This is a genomic window from Streptomyces sp. NBC_01426 (assembly GCF_036231985.1).
Lineage (GTDB): Bacteria > Actinomycetota > Actinomycetes > Streptomycetales > Streptomycetaceae > Streptomyces.
This window is the reverse complement of sequence record NZ_CP109500.1, coordinates 1,465,607-1,485,597: the sequence shown is the minus strand read 5'-3', so window position 1 is coordinate 1,485,597 and position 19,991 is coordinate 1,465,607. Positions and strand designations below refer to the sequence as shown.

15 protein-coding genes and 1 pseudogene are annotated in these 19,991 nt (G+C 71.4%); 12 read left to right on the top strand and 4 right to left on the bottom strand.

Annotation, left to right across the window (positions count from 1 at the left end; genetic code table 11):
* Positions 1 to 34: 34 nt before the first annotated feature.
* Together OG906_RS06535 and OG906_RS06530 are read right to left on the bottom strand one after the other, a co-directional pair.
* Positions 35 to 508 (bottom strand): MarR family winged helix-turn-helix transcriptional regulator, encoded by a 474-nt coding sequence (locus tag OG906_RS06535; RefSeq protein WP_329440873.1) that lies wholly within the window; start codon positions 506 to 508, stop codon positions 35 to 37.
* A 708-nt stretch (positions 509 to 1,216) separates the two neighbouring features.
* Positions 1,217 to 1,777 (bottom strand): TetR/AcrR family transcriptional regulator, encoded by a 561-nt coding sequence (locus tag OG906_RS06530; RefSeq protein WP_329440872.1) that lies wholly within the window; start codon positions 1,775 to 1,777, stop codon positions 1,217 to 1,219.
* A 115-nt stretch (positions 1,778 to 1,892) separates the two neighbouring features.
* On the opposite strand from OG906_RS06530, the gene OG906_RS06525 reads away from it, so the two are divergent.
* The 5 genes and pseudogenes from OG906_RS06525 to OG906_RS06505 all read left to right on the top strand — a co-directional run bounded on the left by OG906_RS06525 (position 1,893) and on the right by OG906_RS06505 (position 9,005).
* Positions 1,893 to 2,579, top strand: coding sequence for an SDR family oxidoreductase (locus tag OG906_RS06525; RefSeq protein WP_329440871.1), 687 nt, complete (start codon positions 1,893 to 1,895; stop codon positions 2,577 to 2,579).
* Positions 2,580 to 2,775: 196 nt separating this feature from the next.
* Positions 2,776 to 3,779, top strand: a pseudogene (locus OG906_RS06520) (NADP-dependent oxidoreductase).
* Between the two features lie 552 nt (positions 3,780 to 4,331).
* The gene (locus OG906_RS06515; protein ID WP_329440870.1) at positions 4,332 to 5,876 is read left to right on the top strand and encodes an alpha/beta fold hydrolase; all 1,545 of its coding nucleotides are present in this window, start codon (positions 4,332 to 4,334) and stop codon (positions 5,874 to 5,876) included.
* Between the two features lie 12 nt (positions 5,877 to 5,888).
* Positions 5,889 to 7,493, top strand: a complete 1,605-nt coding sequence (locus tag OG906_RS06510) for an alpha/beta fold hydrolase (protein ID WP_402306779.1) — start codon at positions 5,889 to 5,891, stop codon at positions 7,491 to 7,493.
* Positions 7,494 to 7,619: 126 nt separating this feature from the next.
* Positions 7,620 to 9,005: a diacylglycerol/lipid kinase family protein gene (locus OG906_RS06505; protein WP_329440869.1), complete on the top strand. Its 1,386-nt coding sequence runs from the start codon at positions 7,620 to 7,622 to the stop codon at positions 9,003 to 9,005.
* Here OG906_RS06505 and OG906_RS06500 read toward each other — a convergent pair whose 3' ends face one another.
* Positions 9,006 to 9,422 (bottom strand): hypothetical protein, encoded by a 417-nt coding sequence (locus OG906_RS06500; RefSeq protein WP_329440867.1) that lies wholly within the window; start codon positions 9,420 to 9,422, stop codon positions 9,006 to 9,008.
* A 10-nt stretch (positions 9,423 to 9,432) separates the two neighbouring features.
* On the bottom strand, positions 9,433 to 10,746 hold the full coding sequence (locus OG906_RS06495) for a PP2C family protein-serine/threonine phosphatase (protein WP_329440866.1): 1,314 nt from the start codon (positions 10,744 to 10,746) through the stop codon (positions 9,433 to 9,435).
* A 272-nt stretch (positions 10,747 to 11,018) separates the two neighbouring features.
* Here OG906_RS06495 and OG906_RS06490 point away from each other — a divergent pair, with 272 nt between their 5' ends.
* The 7 genes from OG906_RS06490 to OG906_RS06460 all read left to right on the top strand — a co-directional run bounded on the left by OG906_RS06490 (position 11,019) and on the right by OG906_RS06460 (position 19,986).
* On the top strand, positions 11,019 to 11,444 hold the full coding sequence (locus tag OG906_RS06490) for a nuclear transport factor 2 family protein (RefSeq protein ID WP_329440865.1): 426 nt from the start codon (positions 11,019 to 11,021) through the stop codon (positions 11,442 to 11,444).
* Positions 11,441 to 12,280: an NmrA family NAD(P)-binding protein gene (locus OG906_RS06485; protein ID WP_329440863.1), complete on the top strand. Its 840-nt coding sequence runs from the start codon at positions 11,441 to 11,443 to the stop codon at positions 12,278 to 12,280. The genes OG906_RS06490 and OG906_RS06485 overlap by 4 nt, the downstream gene beginning before the upstream one ends.
* 149 nt (positions 12,281 to 12,429) lie before the next feature.
* Positions 12,430 to 13,005, top strand: a complete 576-nt coding sequence (locus tag OG906_RS06480) for a TetR/AcrR family transcriptional regulator (protein WP_329440862.1) — start codon at positions 12,430 to 12,432, stop codon at positions 13,003 to 13,005.
* 537 nt (positions 13,006 to 13,542) lie between these two features.
* The gene (locus OG906_RS06475; RefSeq protein WP_053680387.1) at positions 13,543 to 13,773 is read left to right on the top strand and encodes a hypothetical protein; all 231 of its coding nucleotides are present in this window, start codon (positions 13,543 to 13,545) and stop codon (positions 13,771 to 13,773) included.
* Positions 13,774 to 13,929: 156 nt separating this feature from the next.
* Positions 13,930 to 14,736: an HlyD family efflux transporter periplasmic adaptor subunit gene (locus OG906_RS06470; RefSeq protein ID WP_329440860.1), complete on the top strand. Its 807-nt coding sequence runs from the start codon at positions 13,930 to 13,932 to the stop codon at positions 14,734 to 14,736.
* Complete coding sequence (locus tag OG906_RS06465) at positions 14,733 to 17,003, top strand: NHLP family bacteriocin export ABC transporter peptidase/permease/ATPase subunit (protein WP_329440859.1); 2,271 nt, start codon at positions 14,733 to 14,735, stop codon at positions 17,001 to 17,003. Before OG906_RS06470 ends, OG906_RS06465 begins: the two co-directional genes overlap by 4 nt.
* 73 nt (positions 17,004 to 17,076) lie before the next feature.
* A complete protein-coding gene (locus OG906_RS06460; RefSeq protein ID WP_329447944.1) occupies positions 17,077 to 19,986 on the top strand; it encodes an NHLP bacteriocin export ABC transporter permease/ATPase subunit in 2,910 nt (969 codons plus the stop codon).
* Positions 19,987 to 19,991: the final 5 nt, after the last annotated feature.

Genomic DNA, 19,991 nt, shown 5'->3' with positions numbered 1-19,991 from the left:
ATGGAGGTCGACGGGCGCGGGTACGCGAGCCCCGTCAGTGGGCGGCGGGGTGAATGTGCCGCGCCAAGCCCCGGAGCGCGCCGAGAGCGGACCCGATGGCGTCGAGATCCCCGTCGGTGAGGGTGTGCAGAGCCTCGACGAGGTACCCGTCGAGGAGGCTTCCGACCTCTTCGAGCCGCTGCCGGGCCTCGGTCGTCAGGTGCAGATGCGCGACCCGCTTGTCCGCGGGGTCCTGCCTGCGCTCCAGCAGCCCCTGGCCCGCCAGCTGCGTGACCAGGGCGCTCACGTTGTTCGCCTTCATGAGCAGGACCTCGGCGGCCTCGCGCACCGTGACACCGTCACGCTCGCCGACGAGCCGCAGGAGCGCCAGCCGGCTCTCGGGCGGCTTGGGGTGCGGAAAGTCCTGGGCGAGACGCCGGTCCAGTGCCCGGTTCAGCGCGGGCAGGACGGCCGACATCGCTGACGCGATCTGCCGGATGTCCTGTTCGGACGCGCTGGGGGAGGGCATACAGGCAATATAAGTATGAGCAGATACCTATGTCAACATACTCAATGGCGCGTCAGGTCGGGCGGATCACAGTCCCGGCCGTCCCGGGAGACGTGCTGGGACCAGAGGGCGGCGTGCACCTGCTCTGCGCGCCGGATCAGGTGTTCGATGTAGGCCGCTCGGCCACAGTGCCCTGCCCAAGGCCACTGCGCTCTTCCGCCGACATCCGCGGGAACCTGCTGGCTCTGGCCGGCACCGCTGCGCTGACGGCATTGGGGTTGCCGTACGGGGCCAAGGGGCCGTCCGTCGCACCAGTAGCGGTGGGTCCTGCGACGTTGGTCTGCAGGGACCGCTTTGCCCGTGACAAGGGGGTGCCGAAGAGGCCGGAGAGGGGAGCCTGACGATGGGCGGGTAGGGGGCCTCGTGTGGCTCTCGCCCCTCGCCCATCATCTCTGAGAACGCCTGCGGTTTCCGTCGACCGTGCCTGGCTGGCCGAGGCGCCGTAGGCCGCGGGGACTCTGGCCTGCGAGGCCTCGGCCCTGGCCACCAAGCGGCCCGGAGGCAGGATCCATGAGCCGTGGGCGCGGCAGTGTTCGCCGCGGTCCCGGATTTCTGCGCCTGGCGGCCGTCGCCAAGCCCGGTCGCGGGGCGTACGGCAGCGCGCGTGCGCAACTGCTCCTGAGGGGCCGGCCAATCCCGGCGGCGTGGTACCGAGCGTCGTGTCCCGGGTCAGCCGGTCGCTGTCAGTGCCGCGCGCGCGGTGGTGAGGATCTCCTCGGAGAGTGGGGATCCCTTGGTGGCTCGGGCCAGGACGAGAGCGCCGAGCATGGTGCACAGCCGGGTGATGCCGTCCTGGTCCTCGGTGGCGAGCCATTCGGCGAAGTCGCCCACTCCTTCGATGTAGACGCGGCGGGCCTCGCGATGTCCGGGTTCCCGCGCGATGTCGGTGGCGAGGGCGGCGGCGGGGCAACCGTCTGCCGCGCTGTCGCGATGTTCGATGGACAGGTACGTGTCGATCAGCGCCTGCTGGGCGGTGTCGCGCTGTCCGGCGTGCTGTTCGAGTCCGTCCTTGCGGAGGCGGGTCAGTTCATCGAACGCGTGGGCGGTGGCTTCGTCGATGAGCGCCTCCTTGGAGGCGAACTGCTTGTAGAAGCCGCCGTGGGTCAGGCCGGACGCCTTCATGAGGTCGGCGACGCTGACGTGGGTGCCCTGCTCCCTGAACAGCCGGGAGGCGGTTTCCACGACCCGTCGGCGGTTCTCTTCCGCTTGCGCCTGCGATACGCGGCCCATGAGCCACCTCCCCGATCGGATGTCGATTGACATCTATCCTACGCCAGGGTTTAGATTGTCTTCGTAATCTAATTTCGCGGGCCGCTGGGTGCCCGCGCCGACGCTGGGAGCGAGCATGGAACTGAAGGACGCGGTAGCGGTGGTCACCGGCGCCAACAGGGGGCTCGGGCGGCATCTGGCCGCCCAGCTCGTGGAGCGCGGGGCGAAGGTGTACGCGGCGGCCCGCCGCCCCGAGACGGTGGACCTGCCGGGCGTCACCCCGCTGCTACTGGATGTGACGGACGAGGAGTCGATCCGGGCAGCGGCCCGCACCGCGTCCGACGCGACGCTGCTGGTGAACAACGCGGGCATCTCCACCGCCACGCCGCTGATCGCGGGCGGCCTGGACGCGGTGCGCCTGGAGATGGAGACGAACTTCTTCGGTCCGCTCGCCGTGACGCGGGCTTTCGCTCCCGTCATCGAGGGCAACGGCGGAGGCGCCGTGCTCAACGTCCTGTCGGTCCTGTCCTGGCTGCACCCGGCCGGCCTCGGGTCCTATGCCGCGGCCAAGGCCGCGGCATGGGCGCTGACCGACGCGGCCCGGGAGGAACTCGGGCCACGCGGCATTACTGTCTCGGCGCTGCACGTTGCGTACATGGACACCGACATGGCCGCGGCCGTTCCCGCAGATCAGAAGACCGATCCCGCCGATGTCGCCGCACAGGCCCTGTACGGGATCGAGGAGGGGCTGCCCGAGATCCTCGCCGACGAGACCACCCGGTACGTCAGGCAGAGCCTGGCCGCTTCACCGAACGCGGCGTGAGCGCGCCCGCCGCACTGCCGCCTCCCCCTCTCGATCTGCGAGAGAGGACAGCCGCTGTCGCGTCGGTGACGGCCACCCGCCTCGTCGGTGAGGGGCCTCAGAGGATCAGAGAAGACGACCCGGAGTGTCTCGTGCTGGGAGAGGCCCGCTGAGACACCGGGATCGGTCCCCTCGCGGACGAGAAACGGAGACGACGATGAAGACCTTCATGATCGAGCGGTACGGCGACAAGGCGGGGGTGCGCGCCGGCGAGGTGCCCGACCCGCAGGTGGGAGTCGACGACGTCCTGGTCCGTGTCCACGCGGCGGGCATCAACCCGCTTGACCTCAAGATCCGCGACGGGGACCTCAGGGCGATCCTGTCGTACCGGCTCCCGCTCATCCTGGGCAACGACCTCGCCGGGGTGGTGGTCCAGGTGGGACTGGCCGTCACCCGGTTCGCGGTGGGCGACGAGGTCTACGCGCGGCCCGACAAGGACCGCATCGGCACCTTCGCCGAACTCATCGCCGTCCACGAGGACGACGTGGCGATCAAACCGGCCACGCTCACCATGGCGGAGGCCGCGTCCCTCCCCCTGGTAGCCCTGACCGCCTGGCAGGCGCTGGTCGAGCGGACGCAGGTGCGGCCAGGTCAGAAGGTCCTGATCCACGCGGGCGCCGGCGGCCTCGGCACCATCGCCGTCCAACTGGCGAAGCAGCTGGGCGCGTACGTGGCCACCACCGCGAGCACGGCCAACGTCGACCTGGTGAAGGAGCTCGGCGCGGACGTCGTCATCGACTACAAGAAGCAGGCTTTCGAGACGCTCATCGACGGCTACGACGTCGTCCTGGACACCCTCGGCGGCGAGACGCTCGAGAAGTCCCTGCGGGTACTCAAGCCCGGCGGGAAGGTCATCAGCGTCGCAGGCCCTCCCGACGCGGCCTTCGCCCGCGAACTGGGCGCGCACGCGATCCTCCGACTGGCGATGAGGGTGCTGAGCTTCAAGACCCGGCGCCGCGCCAAGCGCCTGGGCGTGACGTACTCGTTCCTGTTCATGAAGGCCAGCGGCGACCAGCTGCGCGAACTCGCACCGCTCATCGACGCCGGGAAGATCCGTCCCGTCGTCGACCGTGTCTTCCCGTTCGATCAGACCGGGAGGCCATGGAGTACGTCGCGACGGGCCGCGCGAAGGCCGGCAAGGTCGTCGTCGCGATGAAGTGAGGGCAGGCCCTCGCCGGACGACCGGTGCGATCCCCACAGGCAACGAGAAGATCCCGCACCCCACTGCTCATAGGACCCGATCATGAGTGCACCGCGGAGTTCCCCCACCCCCACCCCGTCGTCGTACACCAGCGTGGACTTCGTCTGCCGGCAGCTCGGCCCGCAGGACGGCGTCCCGCTGATCCTCCGGCGAGCGGACGCACTCGACCCGAACGGACTCGACCCGAACGGACTCGACCGGGACGGCGACGGCCTCGCGTGCCCGAACCTTCCCAAGCCGAAGGACAAGCGTCGTACAGGGCCCGGCGGGCGCGACCACGACTGCGGAGCGTCCGTGCCTTCGGACGCGCGTGCCGCGCGGCCGTCACGGGTCGGGACTGTTCCGCGTGGCGGGCGTGGGCGCCACCCGGTAGCGTCGAAAGAGCGAGGCGTCGAGTGGGTTGAGGGAGCTCCGGACGACGGTGGAGCCGGCGCGGAAGGCGCGTTCCGTGCAAACCGTTGCGGCCTGGCCCGGCAGGGCCGCCGCCGATGTCGGCAGAGGAACGAAACCACATGCCAAAGCGCAGCATCCCCGCGGTGGCCGCCGGGGCGGCTCTGGTCTGTCTCGCGGCATTCGGGCCTCCTCCCGGCAGCGCCGCGTCGGCACCCGCCCAGCCCAGCCCGTCAGGCTCGTCCCGGTTCGTGCCCGGCCCCTGTCCGAAGCCGCCCGAGCCCATCGAGGCGCTGAGCGACGCGCGGTGCGGTCTCCTCGAGGTCCCCGAGAACCGCGCCCGCCCCGACGGCCGGACCATCAAGCTGGCCGTGGCCGTCATCCCGGCCGTCACCCGGGCGAAGCCCGCACAGGACCCCGTGGTGTTCATGGCGGGCGGCCCCGGTGCCGACACGTTCGACGACATTCCGTTCCTCGTCGACTCCGGCCTGAACAAGGACCGCGAACTGATCGTCATGGCCCAGCGCGGCAACCTCTACGACCAGCCGAACCTCGCCTGCCCGGAGATCGACCGGTTCAACGCGCGGGCAGTCGGCCTGGGCTACGACGCACCGGAGGCAGAGCAGCTCTTCCTGAAAGCGGTGAAGGAGTGCCGGGGCCGCCTGACGGCCGACGGCATTGACCTGAGCGCCTACAACACCACGGAGAACGCCGCCGACTTCGCCGACCTGCGCAAGGCGTTGGACATCCCTCAGTGGAACGTCTACGGGTACTCCTACGGCAGCAACCTGGGTCTCACGTACCTGCGCCTGCACCCCGAGGGAGTCCGCGCGGTGGCGTTCGACTCGGTCGCCCCTTCCCAGTTCGTGACCCTGCCGTGGACATGGGGCAGCACCGCCGAGGGGATCCGCAACATCTTCGAGGCGTGCGCGGCGCAGCCCGCCTGCAAGGACCGGTATCCGAACCTCTCCCGCACGCTGACGCAGCAGGTGCGCAAGCTGGAGGCACAGCCGCTGACGCTGAACGTCGTGCCGCCGAGCGGAGGAAAGCCGGTCAAGGTCGTCCTCGACGGGGGCGCACTGCTGAACCTGATCGTCGCCTTCACCCCCCGGCCCAAGGACATCCCGGCGGCGCTCGAGGAACTCGCCAACGGGAATCCGGAGCGCTTCGCGAAGGCTCGTGCGGCCGGCTCGGTCCAGAAGGTCGGCGAGTTCGCCCACGGGCTGACGAACTCGGTGGCGTGCAGTGAGTGGGCGCCGGGGTACTCGGAGTCCGACGTGCTGAAGGCGGGGCGCAAAACATACCCCGGGTGGCCGGACACGGTCCTGGCCCAGGCGCCGCAACTTCCCTTCCAGTACCCGGCATGCGGGATCTGGGACGTTCCGGACCGAGCCTCCGTCCAGCGGGTGGCCACGGTCAGCTCCGTACCGGCGCTCGTCGTCTCCGGCACGTTCGACGTGAAGACCGGGGCGAGTTGGGCGAAGGGCGTCGCACGCAACCTGTCCCGCTCGACTGCGATTCAGGTCCCCGGAATCGGCCACTGGGTGGTCCCGCAGTCGCCTTGCGCGCAAAGCGTGCTGGCCTCGTTCCTCGCTCGTCCGACCGCGCCCGACACCAGTTGCGTGGACGGTCTCGAGCCCGAACCGTTCACGATCATCCCGAAGTAGCCGGGAGGGCAGATGAGACGCGATCAAGCGCACCGTCGCCGCCGCGCCGCACGACGGCCCCTGGCCGCGTCGGCCGGCATGGCGACCGGGCTCCTCGTCACCGGCCTGCTCGCCGCGCCCGCTCAGACGCAGTCACACGCCGACGACGGCACCGGAGCGCCGATCGGCACCGTCGCCCGGACGGTGGGCGACGCCCGCTACGAGCCGGGCCCCTGCCCGAAGACACCGGAACCGGTGGAAGAGCTCGAAGGAGCCCGCTGCGGGACGCTCACCGTGCCCGAGAACCGCGCCAAACCAAGCAGCAAAACGATCAAACTCGGTGTCGCGATCGTGCCCGCCGCGGCCCGCACCCCGAAACCCGACCCCATCGTCTGGCTCGCGGGCGGACCCGGGGACGACGCCGTGGGCGAGGCGAAGATGGCGATCGGCGGCGGCCTGAACCGCGACCGTGACGTGATCCTCATGTCCCAGCGTGGTACGTACTCGGCCGACCCGACGGCCCTCTGCCCCAACATCGACGAATTCAACGCACGCACGGTCGGCCTCGTCTACGACGCTCCGTCCACCGAACGCCTGCACGTGAAGGCCACGAAGGCCTGCCGCGACCAACTGGCGGGCCGCGGGCTCGACCTCGGCGCCTACAACGACACCGAGAGCGCCGCCGACTACGAGGACCTGCGCGCCACGCTGGGCATCAAGCAGTGGAACCTGTACGGCATCTCCTACGGAACCCAGCTGGCGCTGGTCTCCATGCGCCTGCACCCCGAGGGGCTCCGCTCGGTGGGCATCGACGGCATACTGCCGCCCTCCAAGGCCGGGTCGGCGGCGACATGGAGCAGCGCCCGCCAGGGCATCGACGGTCTGTTCAAGGCCTGCGCGGACCAGCCGGCGTGCAACAAGCGCTACCCGAACCTGTCGGCCACCTTCGACAAGCTCGTCAGCGACCTCGAAGCCAAGCCGGTCACCACCACCGTCACGCTCCCCGGCAACGACAAGCCGGTGAAGGTCGTGCTGGACGGCGGAGCCCTGGTGAACTGGATGACCTCCGCCACCCACGTGGCCCCCCAGGTGCCGGCCGCCCTCGACGAACTGGCCCACGGCAAGCCACAACGGATCGCCCGGCAGTGGGCCGGCGGCAAGCTCAGCCCGGCGGCCATCGGCCGGGTTGCGCACGGACTCGTCTACGGCGTCTTCTGCAGCGAGTGGACACCGTACGAGAGCCAGGAGCAGGCACTCAAGGGCGGACAGGAAGCCTTCCCGTCGTTCCCCCGCCCGGTACAGGCCCAGGCTCCGCAGCTCGCCTTCCTCCGCCCGGACTGCGATGTCTGGAACGTCCCCGCTGCGGCGCCCTCGATCCGTGACGTCACGCGCGGCGACATCCCCACGCTCGCCCTCTCGGGCAGTTTCGACTCCCAGACCGGGGCGGACAACGGGCCGTACGTCGCCCGCACGCTGAGCAAGGCCAAGGTCGTCACGATCCCCTACCAGCCGCACGTGGTGATCGCCACGTCGAAGTGCGCTCAAGAGATCGCCGTCTCCTTCTTCGAGAATCCGGACGCGCCGAAGACCGCATGCCTGAAGGGCCTCGCGCCGCCCGAGTTCGAGATCGCTCCCTGATCACCGCTCGCGCGGTGCGGCGGGCCGGGGGTTCTCGGGCCGGTGCGGGAGCCGGAAACGTGCCGGGTGGGGTGGGGGCCCCTACGCTTGAGGGGATACCTCCGGACTGCGGTGGGAGGGTCTCTCATGAGCAGGCGTTGGACCGCGCGTCTCGCCCTCGCGGCGGGGGTGGCCGCGGTGGTGGTGCTGGTGGTCTTCGCCGGGTTCGGGAGCCTCGTGCTCATGGGGGTGGGCTGGGCGGGCCTGGTGCTCACGGCGGCCGGTGGCTGGTGGATGCTCACGCACACCGGCTGGGTCAGGGTGCTGGCCGGGATGCTCGTGATCGCCGCGCCGCTCGGCGTACTGGTTCTGTACGCGTCCGCCGGGCTGTTGTGGGTCGTGCTCGTGTCGGTGGGGCTGTGGGCGCTGGCCGTCTCCGCGGGCAGGGCCGCGCTGGTGGACGACAGCGCGCCGATCATGGCGGAGCGGCTCGTCAGGCCGGCCGAGCACCCGTTCCTGATCATGAATCCGCGCTCGGGCGGCGGGAAGGTCGGCAAGTTCCGTCTGGCGGAGCGGGCCAGGGCCAAGGGCGCCGAGGTCGTCGTGCTGGACCCGGCCGAACGGCAGGACGTGGCCGAGCTGGCGCGGCGCGCCGTCCGGGAGGGGGCCGATCTGCTAGGCGTCGCGGGCGGCGACGGCACGCAGGCCCTGGTCGCCGGCGTGGCTGCGGAGCACGACATTCCGTTCATGGTGATCGGCGCCGGCACCCGCAACCACTTCGCCATGGATCTGGGACTGGACCGGGAGGACCCGTCCACGGGGCTGGAGGCACTGGACGACGCGGTCGAACTGCGCATCGACCTCGGCTACCTCAGCGGGGGAGAGGCGACAGGGGGAGAGCCGACCGGGGCAGAGGTGGCCGGGGGAGAGGCGGTCGATCGGAGCGTGGAGCGCGTCTTCATCAACAACGCCTCGTTCGGTGTGTACGCGGAGGTCGTGCAGAGTCCCGCCTACCGCGACGACAAGGCCCGCACCATCCTGGAGATGCTGCCCGACCTGCTGACGCACCAGAGCGGCGCCGTGTTGAGCGTCCGTGCCGGGTCGCTGACCGTGGAGGGGCCCCAGGCGGTACTGGTGAGCAACAACCCCTATGCGAGGGGTGACTCGGCGGGGCTGGGGCGCCGACAGAGACTGGACTCCGGCGAGCTGGGCGTGCTGTGCGTCGGGGTCGGCAACGCCGCCGAGGCGACGGAGCTCCTGCTGCGGGGCGGGCAGGGCCGCGGGTTGACCGCGGCCACCGCCCGGGAGGTCGTCGTCGAAGCCGACGCCCCCGTCATACCGGTCGGGGTCGACGGCGAGGCTCTGACGTTGCCCACTCCGGTGCGCTGTCGTCTCGCGCCCGGCGCTCTGCGCGTGCGGGTGCCCCGGCACCGGCCCGGCGTGCCGCACGTCGCACCGCCGATGGACTGGCGCCGCGTACGGAGCCTCGCGCTGACGATGGGACGGGTCGCGGCCGGGCACGGTACCGGTTGATCAGGGGCGGGTCTCGGCCGACTCGTCCGGGTCGCCGGGGGCTTCGGCGCCTTCCGCGCCGTCCGCGGTGATGTCGGCGAGCGCGGCGGTGAGGTCGGCGTGGACGCGGAAGACGTCCCGGGTGCCGGTGACGTCGAGGCGGTGGGCCAGGGAGTGACCGAGGGGGCCGATGAGGTGGACGCGATCGCGGGCGGCCAGGAGCAGGCCGAGCAGGCTTTCGTCGGCGTGCAGGAGTGCCCCGAGGTCGACGATCAGCGGGAGGCGGTCCGCGGTGAGGGCGCGGGTGAACGTCGCGCGCAGTTCCGCCTCGTCCCAGCAGTCGACGGCGCCGCGCAGGACGAGGAGCCGGGCGGGCGGGTGTGCGATGCGGGTCTCAAGGATGGTGAGCCGGTGGGAAGGATCCGTTCTGGTGTCCATGGCGGGGCTTTCAGCTGGGGTGTTGCTCGGGGACGCGCAGGGCGAGGAGGGCCGTGTCGTCGCTGGTCCATCCTTCGTGCCGGGCGGCCAGGGTGTCGTTGATGTGGGCGATGGTGTCGGTGGCGTTCATGCCCGCGGTGTCGGCGAGGGCGCGGGCCAGGTCGGCGTCGTCGAACACGTCGTGCTCGCGGTCGGGGGCCCCGGGGCGGGCGCGCGCCTCGGTCGCGCCGTCGGTGTAGAGGAGGAGCAGGTCGCCCGGGGCGAGGCGGAACCGGGCGTCGGCCAGACGGATGGGGTCGAAGACGCCGAGGAGCTGCCCGGGCCTGCCGATCTCGCGGACGGTGCCGTCGGCTCGGCGGACGAGGGCGGGCGGGTGGCCGGCCAGGGCGAGCGTTCCCGCGAGGCCACTGCGGGTGGCCCGGAAGCGGGCGTAGACGGCTGTGAGGAAACGGGGCGCGTGCTGGGCGAGCATCGCGGTGTTGAGGCGTTCGAGGAGGCCGGCGGGGGAACGGTTCTCGCCGGCCTCGGCGCGGATCGTGTAGCGGGCCATCGAGGACACCTGGGCGGCCTGCACCCCTTTTCCGCACACGTCGCCCAGGACCGCGGCCCAGGAGGAGCCGCGGGTGCGGAACAGGTCGTAGAAGTCGCCGCCGACCTCGATGTCGGAACGGCCCGCGCGGGAGGCGGGCAGGTAGGAGGCGGCCACCTCGACGCCCGGTACCAGGGGCAGGGCCGGGGGCAGCAGGCCCTGCTGGAGCGAGTGGGCGAGGTCCGCCGAGAGGGTGTGCGCCTTCCGGGCGGCGGTCAGTGACTGGCGCAGGCCGATCTCCGCGCCGACCGAGCGGGCGAGCGTCTCCAGCGTGGTCAGGTCGGCGGGCGTCCAGACGCGGGGGTTGTCGTCGATGACGCAGAAGCTGCCCAGTACCTCGCCGCCGGCCCCGAGGAGGGGGTAACCGGCCCAGGCGCCGATGTGCAGCGGCTTGACCGAGGGATGGTCACGGGTGCGGGGGTCGTTCGCGGCGTCGTCCACGATGAACGGCTCCCCGTCGAGACCGATCAGGAAGGAGCAGAAGCTCTCCTCCACCGGATTCTGTCGGTCCTCGATCGCGGCCGCGTCGACCCCGACGCAGGCCTTCCAGAACGAGCGCCGCTCGTCGACCAGCGTGATGAACGCACGCCCCGAGGCGGTCACCCGGGCGGCGAGGCCCGCGAGGTCCTCGAAGACCTGCTCGGGCCCTGTATCGAGCAGTTCCGTCGCCGTGACCGCGGCCAAGCGTGCCCGGTCCCACAGCTGTCTCGGCAACCCGTCCGTCTGCTCCCGCACCAGCACTCCCGCACGCCTCGTCCCAGCCCCGCCTCTCCGACCGCGTTCGAACCCGCCGAACCGCAGTCTTGGAGTGTCTGTCCAGACAACAGCCAACCACGCCCCATCCGCCCCACCAACCTGCGCCGCGGTCCGCCCGCCGTGCGAAACGCCCTTGAGGAGCGCCCGCGCGAAACGCTCGTACGAAACGCCCTTGCGAAGCGGACCGGCGGTCCGTATGTTGGCGTTATGTGGACCGCCGGTCCGTTTCGAGCGGAAGGGAAACCTCGAACATGACCCTCCCCATGGCTCCTGCGGAGCTCTACCGTCACGGTCTGCGATTGCTGCTGGAGAAGGACATCCCCGCCTGGATGGACCTGTGGGACGAGGACGGGACCCTGGAGTTCCCCTTCGCACCGCAGGGTTGGCCGGCTCGGCTGGAAGGGCGCCGGGCCATCGCGGACCACATGCGCCACTACCCGGACCACATCGACCTCCACGACTTCCCCGAGGTGACGGTCCACGAGACCACCGTCCCCGAGACGATCGTGGTCGAGATGCGCGGCGTGGGCCGCCTGGTCAAGACGGGAGGACCCTTCGACATGACCTACATCGCCGTCGTCACGGTCAGGAACGGTCTCATGACCTCCTACCGCGACTACTGGAACCCCCTCGCCGTGCAGGAGCCCGGCGCCGACTTCACGGGAGCCGAGCGATGAGCGATCCCCACGCCACCCTGGTCATCGGGGCCACCGGGACCACCGGCCGCCGGGTCACCGCCGGTCTCCTCGCCGAAGGCCGGCACGTCAAGGCGGGCGGACGCACCGCCGCCCCGGTGGGCGGTGCGCAGGCCGTCCGCTTCGACTGGAACGAGCCCGCGACCTGGGGCGAGGCCCTGCGCGGAGTCGACCGCGTCTACCTCGTCCCGCCCGTCGGCTCCACGGAGCCGGCCGCGGTCATGCTGCCCTTCCTCCACGAGGCCCGTGCGGCCGGCGTGCGACGCGCGGTGCTGCTCGGCGCCTCGGCGATCCCGGCGGGCGGCCCGGCGGTGGGGCAGGTCCATCAGGCGCTGCCCGGCCTGTTCGACGAGTGGGCGGTGCTGCGGCCCTCCTGGTTCATGCAGAACTTCACCGGCTCCACCCCGCACGCCCGCGGCATCCGTGAGGGCGGCACCATCTCGACGGCCTCGGGCGCAGGCCGCATCGGCTTCGTCGACGCACAGGACATCGCCGCCGTCGCCGTACGGGCCCTGGTCGACGAGAAGGCCCCCGACACCGACCTGATCCTGACCGGTCCGCAGACGTTGAGCCACGACGACGTCGCCGCGATCCTCACCGCGATCACCGGCCGGACCGTCGTGCACCGGCACCTGACCTTCGAGCAACTGCGCGACCGCTGGGCGGCCGAGATCCCGTTGGAGTTCGCCACCATGCTGGCCGCGATGGACCGCGCCATCGCCGACGGCGCGGAGGACCGCACCACGGACACCGTCGAACGCCTCACCGGCCGCCCTCCGGGCACCTTCCGCGCCTTCGCCGACAGGGAGATCGCCTGAGGGGGAGCCGCTCCCGTGCCGCCCCGGCGGGATGGGCGCCGGCGTGCGGGAACGCGTATCTTCGACTGGCTCGACGACGTCCCGAACCGACCCGCCGCATCCCGGGCGGCGCGGACCGTCGGTGACGGGCGGAAGACCAAGGAGGAGCCGTGGCCCAGCGCACGGAACGCGCGGACGCCCTGCGCAACCGAGAAGCCGTACTGGCGGCAGCCGACGCCCTCTTCGCCGCCAGCGGCAGCCCGCAGAGCGTGTCGATGGACGACATCGCCGCGGCCGCGGGCGTCGGCAAGGGCACCCTCTTTCGCCGCTTCGGCGACCGCGCGGGCCTGATCGGCGCCGTGATCGCCTCCCGTCTCGAACCCCTCCGGCACGCCGTGCGGGAGGCGCAGGACGCGCCCGGGTCCTCGCCGCGACAGCGGGTGTCGGACCTGCTCGACGCCTCGCTCCGCTTCAAGATCGAGAACCGGAACCTGATGACGGCCGCGGAGGACGCCGGCCTCAGCAGCCCCTACCGGGCCGAGCACTACGGCTGGTGGCACGAGGTCCTGCGCACGGCACTCGATCGGGTACCCGGCGTGCACGACGCGGACTTCACCGCCCACGCGCTGTTGGCCGCCATCCGCGCCGACCTCGTGGCCCACCTGATCGACGAGCAGGGGGTGGACGCGGAAGGACTGCGATCCTCGCTCGCGGCGTACATCGACAAGGTCCTCGGCACCGGCTGATCCCACCCGACCGAGGTCGCCGACCCCACCCCGCCCGGCCGAGGTGTCGGACCACTTCCCGCGCCGCCCCCGGGCCCCTCGTCGCTCCCGCCACCCCGAGCCGAGTCGCCGCGCCACTCCGTACCCGGGGCCTCCCGCACGCACACCGGGCGTGACATCCCCGTCACCCCGCGCGCCTGCCGGAAACCTGCACATCGTGTGCGCGACTGCGACAACTCACCTCCCCTGCTCGCGATATGGGTGGATTCATCCCGTCCGGTTGTGGTGGTTTCGTGCCGGTTGGTTCCGTGTAAGCAAGGGAACCCCCACATCTGTTACTCGATCTTGTGGAGAAGCCGTCACCATTCGGTGAATCAAAATGCACTTCCCTCGTCCGAGGTGCGCATTCGCCTGTGATGGGGTGTCAACGGGATTGGTCCGGTGACCCGTTCGCGTGCTTACATCTTGCGTATTGCGGCAGTCGAAATGGGTGGCCCGGTTTCAGGCCGCCCCGCCTCCGCATGAATGAATTCCTCCCCCCAATGAAAGGTGCGCGCCATGCGTAACGACATCGAGACCCGCGAGATCGCCGACACCGAGCTGGACGCCGTCTCCGGTGGCATCATCGGCGTGTCCGGTGGCCTGGTCGGCGCCGTGACCAGCGATGTCAGCAACGTCCTGGGCTCCCTGAACACCGTCCAGGCCGCCACGGGCATCGTGTCCCAGGTCCCCGGCGTCGTCACGGGCGTCACCGGCGTTTCCGTGAACACCGGTATCGCCGGTCTCTGATCGGGATATCCCCCTGAACCCCGGAGCGTCCCCCACGGCTCCGGGGTTCAGGGCTGCCCGCATGCCGGCGCGCGGTCGATGTGAACGGCCGATACGCGCGACCGCCACCTCCGGATGTCACGTCCGGCTGATCCGAATGCAGTTGAAGGAATAGTCGTGCAGTTTCGTCAAAAGGCTCTTTCCAAGCTGCAATCGCCCGAAGAACTCGACCTGCCCGTACGCTTCGCGCGCCCGCAGGGGCGGCTCGTCCTGGCCGTCACGGTCATCGTCATGGCCGCCGCGACTTTCTGGGCCTTCACCGGCAGCGTGTCCTCCAAGCTGAGCGCACCCGGCATCCTCACCCACGCCGAGGGCAGTTACGTACTGCAGACCCCGGTCGCGGGGCAGGTGACCGCTGTCCTCGCCGAGGAGGGTCGGCTGATGCCCGCCGGCGCGCCCCTGCTCACCGTCCGTACGGCCCAGGGGGACCGCCCCGTACGCGTGGTGACGGGCGGCCGGCTGGCGACACTCGTGGCCAAGGTGGGCTCGGTCGTCTCCATCGGTGCGGACGTGGCGACCGTGGAACGCGTGAAGAACCCGGAGGACCCGCTGGTGGCCATGCTGTACGTGCCCGGCGGCAGCGCCCCGTCGATCCCGGTCGGCGCGACCGTGGACCTGACCGTCCAGTCCGTCCCGCAGCAGCGGTTCGGCACGCTGCGCGGCCGCGTCAAGGCGGTCGGCCGCGCGCCGCAGACCACGGCGCAGATCGGGGGCTTCCTGGGCGACGGCGGGCTTGCCGAACAGTTCACCCGCGACGGAAACCCGGTCGCGGTACTCGTACAACTGGACCTCTCCACCTCGACCGAGTCCGGCTACCGCTGGTCCTCCGCCGACGGCCCCCCGGACGAGATCCCGTCGAGGACACCGGTCAGCGGCGCCGTCCACCTCGCCGTGCAACGCCCCGTCGACTGGCTGCTGCCGTGACCGCGCCACGCACCGGCACACCGCCGCAGCTCCCTCCGTCCGGACACCGGCGCCACCGCCCCGAGTCCAAGGGCGGCACCCGCCGCAGGCCCGCACCCGCCCCCGGGGGCAGGACGCCCCGCCCGGTACGCACCCCCACCGTGTTGCAGATGGAGGCGGTGGAGTGCGGCGCCGCCGCGCTGGCCATGGTGCTCGGCCACCACGGCCGCTTCGTCCCCCTGGAGGAACTGCGCATCGCGTGCGGCGTCTCCCGCGACGGCTCCCGCGCCGGCAACCTCCTCAAGGCCGCCCGCGGTTACGGGCTGACGGCCAAGGGCATGCAGATGGGCCTGGCCGCGCTGGCCGAGGTGAGCGCCCCGGCCATCCTCTTCTGGGAGTTCAACCACTACGTCGTCTACGACGGCATGAGCCGCCGACTCGGCCGCAAGGGCGTGTACGTCAACGACCCGGGCAAAGGACGCCGGTTCATCCCCCTGGACGAGTTCGACACCAGCTTCACCGGTGTCGTGCTCACCTTCGAACCCGGCGAAGGTTTCCGCCGCGGCGGCCGCAAGCCGGGTGTCCTGGGCGCCATGCCGGCCCGCCTGCGGGGCACTTCGGGAACCATGGCCGCCGCCGTGCTCTCCAGCCTCCTCCTGGTGGCCGTCGGTGCCTCGGTGCCGGCCCTGAGCCGCACGTACATCGACATGTTCCTGATCGGGGAGCAGACGTCGCTGCTGGGGGTGCTGTTCACCTCGCTGACGGTCGCCCTCGTACTCACGGCGACACTCACCGCGCTGCAACAGGCCAACCTGCTGCGCGGGCGCATCATCTCCTCCACCCTGGGAGGTGCCCGCTTCTTCCGGCACCTCCTCAGGCTCCCCGTCACCTTCTACTCCCAGCGCAACCCGGCGGACCTGGTCCAGCGCCTGCAGTCCAACGACACGGTCGCCGAGACCCTCGCCCGGGACCTGGCCGCCGCGGGCGTGGACGCCGTGGTGGTCGTGATCTACGCGGTGCTGCTGTGGACGTACGATCCACAACTCACCCTCGTCGGCGTGGCCGTGGCGCTGCTCAACGTGGTGGCCCTGCGGATCGTGATCCGGCTGAGGGCCACCGACACCCAGAAGCTGCGCGCCGAGAGCGCCCGGCTGACCAACACCTCGTACAGCGGTCTCCAACTCATCGAGACCATGAAGGCCACGGGCGGCGAGAACGGCTTCTTCCGGCGCTGGGCCGGACAACACGCCGTCACCCTCGACGTGCAGCAGCGGCTCGGCGTGCCCAGCGCGTGCCTCGCGATCGTCGCGCCCACGCTGGCGGCGTTCAACAGCGCGCTGATCCTGATGATCGGCGGCCTGCGGGCGGTGGAGGGACACCTCACCGTGGGCCTCCTCGTCGCCTTCCAGGCCCTGGTCACCAGCTTCACCGCGCCGATCTCCCGGCTGGGCGGCGTCGCGGGAAGGATCCAGGACTTCGCGGCCGACGTCGCCCGCCTCAAGGACGTCGAGAACTTCCCCGTCGACCCGGTCCACTCGCGGCGCGAGCCCGCCGCCGGCACCCGACGCCTCAAGGGCCATGTGGAACTGGAGCACGTCACCTTCGGCTACAGCCCACTGGACGCCCCGCTGCTCACGGACTTCTCGCTCTCCGTCGGCCCCGGGCAGCAGGTCGCGCTCGTCGGCGGCTCCGGCAGCGGCAAGTCCACCGTCTCCCGGCTGATCTCCGGCCTCCACACCCCCTGGGAGGGGGCCATCCGCATCGACGGCATGCGGCTGGAGGACATCCCGCGCGGCGCTCTGGCCGCATCCGTCTCCTTCGTCGACCAGGACGTCTTCCTCTTCGAGGGCACCGTCCGCGACAACGTCACGCTGTGGGACCCCTCCATCCCCGACGAGGCCGTGGTCGCGGCCCTCCAGGACGCCGCCGTGCACGAGGTGGTCGCCCGCCGTCCCGGCGGCATCCACAGCCGCGTCGAACAGGACGGTCGCAACTTCTCCGGCGGTCAGCGGCAGCGCCTGGAGATCGCCCGGGCGCTGGTGCGCCGCCCCAGCGTCATGGTGCTCGACGAGGTGACCAGCGCCCTGGACGCGGTGACCGAGCAGGTCATCATCGACAACCTGCGCCGCCGCGGCTGCGCCTGCGTGGTCATCGCCCACCGGCTGAGCACCGTGCGCGACAGCGACGAGATCGTGGTGCTCGACCGGGGCGCGATCGTGGAACGCGGCCGGCACGAGCACCTGGTCGCCGCGCGGGGCCCGTACGCCGAACTGGTCAAGGAGCACTGAGGTGACACACGCCCACCACACCGCCGGCACGGCCGCCGCTTCCGGCACCGTCACCACCGGTCAACCGGGCGGGATCCCGGGCGGGATCCCGGGCGGGATCCCGGACCCGGTCGTCGCGGCCCTGGGCGCCCTGGGCTCGCCGGTCGACTGCACGGGCCTGCGCAGCCTGTCCCTGGAGGGCCCGCTCGTCCTGTGGCTGGTCGTGCGGGGGGCGTTGGACCTGTTCGCCGTCGACGCCTCGCAGGCCGGACACTGGCACTTCCTGGGCCGGCTGGAACCGGGCACGCTGCTGCTGGGCCCGGCCGAGGGACCGCACCACACCCTGGTCGGCCGGCCCCTGCAAGGATGTCGGCTGCGGCGCATCGAACTGCGGGAGCTGTACCGACCCGAGTACGGAGACCAGTTCCACGGAGACCAGTTCCACGGGGACCAGTCCCATGGCGGCCGGTTCCCCGGAGACGGCTTCCACGGCGGAGCGTGGAACGCCGCTCCGGAGCAGTACGGCGCTCCCGCCGCAGGGCGACCGAGCCCCCTGGAGGACGCCTTCGCACGCGGCATCGGCCGCGGCCTGCGCGTGCTCTACCAGGCGCCGTTGGACGGCGGCGTCACCGCCGGACACGGCGGGGCCGACGACGACATCCTCTGGATGCAGATCCCGCCGGGCAGCGTCCAGTACGGGGCCGTGTACGAGGCGGAGGCGGTGGGCACCCTCCTCGTCGACGCGGCGATGTGGCAGGGCATGGTCGACCAGCAGTACCGGCTGCTGTACGCCCTGGACGGCTGGATCGAGGAGCTGGAGCGCACGCACGAGGACCGTACGGCGGCCGGCATCGAGGCCGGCCGGGCAGCCCGCACCCAGGCGGACCGGACCCTGCTGGCGTCGATCGTCCGCTCCGGCCGGGACACCCGCCGCGGCGCGGGCGTCGACGCGACGTTTGCCGTGTGCCGCCTGGTCGCCGACGCCGCACGCATCACCCTGTCCGAACCGGGTGAGGCCGGCGGAACCGCCGGACAGGTGGATCCCGTCGAGAGCATCGCGCTCGCCTCGCGGATCCGTACCCGCGTGGTCAGGCTCAGCGGGCGCTGGTGGCGGGAGAACACCGGGCCGCTGGTGGGCCGGCGCGAGAAGGACGGCGCACCGGTCGCCCTGCTGTGGCGGCGCGGCGGCTACGAGGCCGTCGACCCCGCCACCGGCACGCGCGAGCGCGTCGGCACGACGAACGAGGCCGTCTTCGAACCGCGAGCCGTCATGTTCTACCGCCCGCTGCCCGACGGGCGGGTGGGCCTGCCGGCGCTGCTCCGGTTCAGCGTGCGCGGCACCCTCCCGGAGCTGCGCAGCCTCCTGCTGGGCGGGCTGGTCGCGGTGGTCCTGGGTGCACTGGTGCCGATCGCCACCGGCCGGGTCCTCGGCCACTACGTCCCACAGGGCGAGAACGGCCTCATCGTGCAGACCGGCATGGCGCTGATCGCGACCGGCATCGTCTCGGCCGTCTTCATGCTGCTGCAGAACACCTCCCTCCTGCGCATGGAGGGCCGCGTCGAGGCCACCTTGCAGCCGGCGGTGTGGGACCGGCTGCTGCGGCTGCCGACGACGTTCTTCGCCGGCCGGTCCACGGGCGAACTGGCCGGAGCGGCGATGGGCATCAGCGCCATCCGCCGCGTGCTGTCCGGCATCGGGCCGGTCTGCGTACAAGCGGGCGCGGTCGGCGCGATGAACCTCGTACTGCTCCTCGTCTACAGCGTGCCGCTGGCCATGGTGGCGCTCGCCATGCTGGTCGTCATCGCGGGCGTCTTCCTCGGACTGGGACTGTGGCAGTTGCGCTACCAGCGGCGGCTGATCTCACTCGGCAACCGGCTCAACAACCAGGCCTTCCAGACCCTGCGCGGCCTGCCCAAGCTCCGCGTCGCCGCGGCCGAGAGCTTCGCGTACGCGGCCTGGGCGCGGGAGTTCGCCCGTACCCGTGACCTGCAACAGCGCATCGGCCGGATACAGAACGTCATCACGGTCCTGGGCGCGGTCTACCTGCCGCTGTGCACGCTGGTGATGTTCATGCTGCTCGCCGGACCGGCCCGCGGCGCCATGTCCGCCGGCGAGTTCCTCACCTTCAGCACCGCCCTGACGATGCTGTTGTCCTCGGTGACGCAGCTGACCGGTGCGCTCATCTCGGCCGCTGCCGTGCTGCCGATGTTCGAGCAGGTCAAGCCGCTCCTGCGGGAGGCCCCCGAGGCGGTCCGCTCCAGTACCCGACCGGGCGAGCTGACCGGCGCCGTCGAGGCCAAGGACGTGTCGTACCGCTACACCGACGACGGCCCGCTCGTACTCGACGACATCAACTTCCGCATCGGGCAAGGCGAGTTCGTCGCGATCGTCGGGGCCAGCGGCTGCGGCAAGTCGACCCTGCTGCGGCTGCTCATCGGCTTCGACAAGCCCGACTCCGGCAGCGTCCTGTACGACGGCCAGGACCTGGCGGCGCTCGACCAGGCCGCCGTACGCCGTCAGTGCGGCGTCGTGTTGCAGAACGCCCAGCCCTTCACCGGCTCGATCCTCGACTGCATCTGCGGCGCCGGGACGTTCTCGCTCGAAGAGGCGTGGGAGGCCGCCGCGATGGCGGGCCTGGCGGAGGACGTCAAGGCCATGCCGATGGGCATGCACACCATGCTGTCCGACGGCGGCGGCACCGTCTCGGGAGGTCAGCGCCAACGACTCATGATCGCCCAGGCCCTCATCCGCAAGCCGCGCATCCTGTTCTTCGACGAGGCCACCAGCGCGCTGGACAACGAGGCCCAGCGCGTGGTCGTCGAGTCCACCCGCGCCCTGCGCGCCACCCGCGTCGTGATCGCCCACCGGCTCTCCACGGTCATGGGAGCCGACCGGGTGATCGCCATGGCGGACGGCCGAATCGTCCAGCAGGGCCCGCCCGCCGAACTGCTCGCCGACACGACCGGCCTCTTCCACGACCTGGTCCGCCGCCAGCTGCGCTGACGGGC

What these genes read in the sequence shown, in the direction of transcription:
- OG906_RS06530 (WP_329440872.1), bottom strand. Translation starts at nt 1,777, where the DNA reads ATGGGCCGCGTATCGCAGGCGCAAGCGGAAGAGAACCGCCGACGGGTC.
- OG906_RS06475 (WP_053680387.1), top strand. Translation starts at nt 13,543, where the DNA reads ATGCGTAACGACATCGAGACCCGCGAGATCGCCGACACCGAGCTGGAC.
- OG906_RS06505 (WP_329440869.1), top strand. Translation starts at nt 7,620, where the DNA reads ATGAGCAGGCGTTGGACCGCGCGTCTCGCCCTCGCGGCGGGGGTGGCC.
- OG906_RS06525 (WP_329440871.1), top strand. Translation starts at nt 1,893, where the DNA reads ATGGAACTGAAGGACGCGGTAGCGGTGGTCACCGGCGCCAACAGGGGG.
- OG906_RS06485 (WP_329440863.1), top strand. Translation starts at nt 11,441, where the DNA reads ATGAGCGATCCCCACGCCACCCTGGTCATCGGGGCCACCGGGACCACC.
- OG906_RS06500 (WP_329440867.1), bottom strand. Translation starts at nt 9,422, where the DNA reads ATGGACACCAGAACGGATCCTTCCCACCGGCTCACCATCCTTGAGACC.
- OG906_RS06490 (WP_329440865.1), top strand. Translation starts at nt 11,019, where the DNA reads ATGACCCTCCCCATGGCTCCTGCGGAGCTCTACCGTCACGGTCTGCGA.
- OG906_RS06515 (WP_329440870.1), top strand. Translation starts at nt 4,332, where the DNA reads ATGCCAAAGCGCAGCATCCCCGCGGTGGCCGCCGGGGCGGCTCTGGTC.
- OG906_RS06510 (WP_402306779.1), top strand. Translation starts at nt 5,889, where the DNA reads ATGAGACGCGATCAAGCGCACCGTCGCCGCCGCGCCGCACGACGGCCC.
- OG906_RS06535 (WP_329440873.1), bottom strand. Translation starts at nt 508, where the DNA reads ATGCCCTCCCCCAGCGCGTCCGAACAGGACATCCGGCAGATCGCGTCA.